Annotated in this window: 3 protein-coding genes and 1 pseudogene; 3 read left to right on the top strand and 1 reads right to left on the bottom strand. The window is 50.0% G+C overall.

The features are described 5' to 3' along the window. Positions 1 to 400 (top strand): annotated as a pseudogene (locus AC0QH1_RS13820) (nitrate ABC transporter ATP-binding protein); the annotation flags it as partial. 344 nt (positions 401 to 744) lie between these two features. Here the strand turns inward: AC0QH1_RS13820 and AC0QH1_RS13815 are convergent. Next, a complete protein-coding gene (locus AC0QH1_RS13815) occupies positions 745 to 1,050 on the bottom strand; it encodes a hypothetical protein (RefSeq protein ID WP_324631743.1) in 306 nt (101 codons plus the stop codon). A gap of 673 nt (positions 1,051 to 1,723) precedes the next feature. On the opposite strand from AC0QH1_RS13815, the gene AC0QH1_RS13810 reads away from it, so the two are divergent. After that, on the top strand, positions 1,724 to 2,161 hold the full coding sequence (locus AC0QH1_RS13810) for an Hsp20/alpha crystallin family protein (protein ID WP_324631742.1): 438 nt from the start codon (positions 1,724 to 1,726) through the stop codon (positions 2,159 to 2,161). Between the two features lie 316 nt (positions 2,162 to 2,477). After that, positions 2,478 to 3,479 (top strand): DnaJ C-terminal domain-containing protein, encoded by a 1,002-nt coding sequence (locus tag AC0QH1_RS13805; protein WP_324631741.1) that lies wholly within the window; start codon positions 2,478 to 2,480, stop codon positions 3,477 to 3,479. The last annotated feature ends 159 nt before the right edge of the window (positions 3,480 to 3,638 follow it).

Genomic DNA, 3,638 nt, shown 5'->3' with positions numbered 1-3,638 from the left:
GGAAGAAACCCCCATGATGGCGGAAGAAACCCCCATGACGGAAGAAACCCCCATGATGGCGGAATCCGCCCCGATGGAGGACTCGCCAGAAATTACTGACCCGACAACGGTAGAGAATTTAAACCAGCAGTTGTACAACGTCATCGACCAAACTTGGCGAACCTATCCGACATTCCAGGAGGATTTAGTTTATCAAGTGACCATCAACGAACAAGGGCAGATCGTTTCCTACGAAGCGGTGGATCCCATAGGGACTGAATACGCCAATGAAATTCCGCTTCCGGAGTTAGTGACCACTTCCGCGCCAGGAGTTCCCCAACAACCTGTGGCGAATTTTCAGGTTGTATTTACCCCAGCGGGGATGTTAGAGGTGACTCCGTGGTCCGGCGATCGCCTGTAGAGAAAGCGACAGAGGTCGCCAGGAGAAAAAGATGGCTGGTTGGTGCTAGTTTTTCATAGCATTTGCCTGTAATTGCTCCCCCTTTTCTGTTGGGAAAAGTCGAAATTAATCGCAGGAAAGGGGGGAAGACCAGCCGAGAGGAGAATGCGCGTATTTTGAGAAAGAAAGGCGATCGCCTCTTTGGGGAGAACACCGTGACTCTACCAGAAAAATCGGTGCGATCGCGGCAAGTGTGAGCGAAGAACCAGCCAGAACTAGAAGTGCGATTCCGCCGGAAGATGGCCATATTGCCGGCAAACCGAAGCCAAGCGATCGCGCGGAGGTCCGGTATTCCTGTCCCTGCACTAGGGAGAATTATAGGGCGATCGCACCGAAGCCAATACTCTCAAGCCTGCGGTTGCTTGTCCCGACGCCAAATCACTGGATTGAAAAGCCCATGCCCTTCGGGTAACACCAGTGAAAAGGGAACTCCACAGCAGGGAAACCGAGGCGATCGCTACCCCAAAAGAATCTATTTTTATCCCTTGACAGACAGCGTTATCCCGCCGGATATAGAACGTGAATTGCCCGCCTCGATATCCGCGATCGTCCCTCACGGAATTATATTTTAAGTTAATTTCCCGGACATTATAAACCCAACTGCGAGCCATTTTCTCCTTTCCCCACAGGTAAACTCTGTTTCAAATCTGGGCGATCGAGCTGATTTATAAAAATAGCCTGAAAAAGAATTCCGCCGCGTAGAGCCACGAGTGCCTGGTTAGGGGCGATTTCTAGAACCCGCTTTTTAACGGACTGACATATATTAAGTTTACAAATCGTTTAACAAAATACGCCGGGTAGGCAAGCTTAGCAAGTCTTAGGGAGATTTCAACCGCTCGTGTTTGGCTAGCCTCCCACCGGACCTCCTCATATTAGCAGGGATTAAAGTCCTGCGAGAGCCTAATTTGCAGCGATGGAATCCCATATCATCGGCAACCCCCAGATTTTATCCCGGCTGTAGTGGTGGCGTACTCCCGCCGGGAAGTCTTGCAGCAACTCCCTTAAGCGATCGCCCCTCAACCGTTTCTTCCTTCTTCCTTCGCCACCCTCCATACAGAATAAAAAATAATTCCCTGCCCGCCCCTGCGGCTTCCGTTAAACCCGCTGCGTTTCCTTTGTTAAGTCTTCTGAAACCCCCTGTGTGGAAATTGCGACATTTTCCAGATCGCAAAACCGAACCCAACCCCTAGTTGAGCCTCGATATAGTGATAACAGAGAAGCAAAAGAGGCTTGGGATTTAAGCCTCTCTACAGTTGAAAGACTAAGATTGGAGGTAAGATAGTTATGGCTTTAATTCGTTACTCTCCTTTCCGGGAAATCGACAGCCTGCAACGGGAAATGAATCGTCTGTTTGATAACCTAAGCACCACCAATGGCGAACCCATAACGGGTAGCTTTGTCCCCCCAGTAGAAATGGAGGAAACCCCGGAAGCAATTAACCTAAAAATGGAAGTTCCGGGCATGGAAGCCAAGGATCTCGACGTGCAAGTTTCTGCCGAAGCGGTGGCCATTAGCGGCGAACGAAAAACCGAAACCCAGCACGAAGAAAACGGTTCTTTCCGCAGCGAATTCCGTTACGGTCAATTCCGCCGCGTGATTCCTTTAAACGCTCGCATCGAAAACAGCAAAGTAGAAGCGCAATACAAAGATGGTATCCTCAAACTCCATCTACCGAAAGCCGAAGACGAGAAAAATAAAGTCGTCAAAGTTAACGTCAGCTAAAGGAAGTCACGCGGAATTTCCAGGGTCAACCCGTCCCCAGTGGCGGTACCCCTTCTCTCCCAACTTCGACGGTTTTTTAGCCAGTTGAAGCGGCCATTGTGTGGCCATTGAAATCCAACCGTGACGGGTAACTTACACCACCGGGTTTCTGCATGAGGCGATCGCCGTAACTCTTCGCTCGGAAACCCGGTATTTTATCGCACCCGATTGCCGCTTGTGCGCCAGCTATTTCACCAGCACCATTGGGTGCGATCGCTCTCATCTTTCTACAGTTGAATCTAGTCGCCACAATAATCCTTACAGGAGGAAGTTATTAATGCCAGCAACGGATTTTAAAGACTATTATGAAATTTTAGGGGTGAGCAACTCTGCGAGTGCCGATGAAATTAAAAAAGCCTTTCGCAAACTCGCCCGAAAATATCACCCCGACGTCAATCCCGACGACAAAAATGCCGAAGCACGCTTCAAAGAAGTGAACGAAGCGTATGAAGTGCTTTCCGACCCCGAAAAGCGGCAAAAATACGACCAATTTGGTCAATACTGGAAACATGCCGGTGCTGGTGGCCAAAGCCCAGGTGGGTTTGGCACACAAGGGTATGATTTCAGTCAGTACGGCAACTTTGAAGACTTTATCAATGAATTGCTCGGACGCTTTGGGGGAAGTGCGAGAACCGGCGGACGCCGAGTCTATAACTACGGCGGCGCTCAACCCGGTGGTTTCGGTGATTTTGAAGATTTATTCGGCGGTGGTTTTGGTGGGGGATTCCACACTGAAGCCCCGACTCAAGACGCCGAAGCGCAAATTACCCTGACGATGGAAGAAGCCTTCCACGGCGTTCAAAAGCGCCTCCAAGTCAATGGGGAAACCATTAACGTGCGAATTCCGCGCGGCGTTAAACCCGGAAGTCGCGTTCGCCTGCGCGGAAAAGGACCGGTCAATCCTTACAGTCAAAAACGCGGCGATTTGTACCTGAATATCGAACTCGCTTCTCATCGATTTTTTGACTTCGAGGGCGATAACCTAGTGTGCGAACTTCCCATTACTCCCGATGAAGCCGCACTGGGTACAAAAGTCACCGTTCCTACCCCCGATGGTTCAGTAGAAATGACTGTGCCTGCGGGAGTTCAATCCGGACAATCTCTGCGCTTGCGCGGGAAAGGTTGGCCGTTAAGAAATCAGCAAAGAGGCGACCAAATCGTGCGGCTGAAAATTGCGATTCCTACAACCCTCAGCGAGTCAGAACGGGAGTATTACGAAAAACTGCAACAAGTTCGTCGATATAATCCTCGTCGCGAATTAGAAGCGATCGCATTATAAACCCCTCAGTCCTCGTGGTTGTGGTAGTCGTAGGGTGGGCAATGCCCACCCTACATTTTTTTAGTAGTCGTAGGGTGGGCATTGCCCACCCTACATTTTTTTAGGTCATGGGATAATATTGAAGTCAATCTTACCAGAGAACTTTGGATTGAGCCAAGT

The organism is Phormidium sp. CCY1219, from assembly GCF_055795085.1.
Note: the sequence above shows the minus strand (reverse complement) of the source record. Positions and strands in the feature narration are given on the sequence as shown.